At 69.1% G+C, this 349-nt stretch carries 1 protein-coding gene; it reads right to left on the bottom strand.

The window, feature by feature from the left end; translation table 11 throughout:
• The coding region (locus tag FLO80_RS24385) for a DUF4140 domain-containing protein (protein WP_149187190.1) at positions 1-349 on the bottom strand (349 nt) is incomplete at both ends.

Genomic DNA, 349 nt, shown 5'->3' with positions numbered 1-349 from the left:
GCTGTTCCAGTTCGGCGGCGCGGTCGTCCAGCTGGCGCTGCTCGGCGAGCAGGCGTTCGAGGTTGCCTTCGGTCAGTTGCAGCAGGCTCTTCAGCTCGTCGATGCCGGGCATGGGGCGATCCTTGCCGGGCTGGGTGCTGCCGCTCTGGATGTCGGCGAGGAACTTCTTCTGCGCTTCGAGCACGCTGCCGCGGTCATGGATTTCCCGCAGTTGCCGGTCTATCTCGCGCAGTTGCTGGTCGAGTTGCTGCACACGGTTGTCGTCCGGGCGCTCGACCCGTTGCGCGGCGCTGCTGACGTCGAGCAGGGTGGCGGCGGCGCTGGCGCCGAGGGACGCGCGCAGGCTGGC

The sequence above is a fragment of the Aquicoccus porphyridii genome (assembly GCF_008369105.1).
Lineage (GTDB): Bacteria > Pseudomonadota > Alphaproteobacteria > Rhodobacterales > Rhodobacteraceae > Aquicoccus > Aquicoccus porphyridii.
This window is presented reverse-complemented; position numbering and strand designations above follow the sequence as displayed.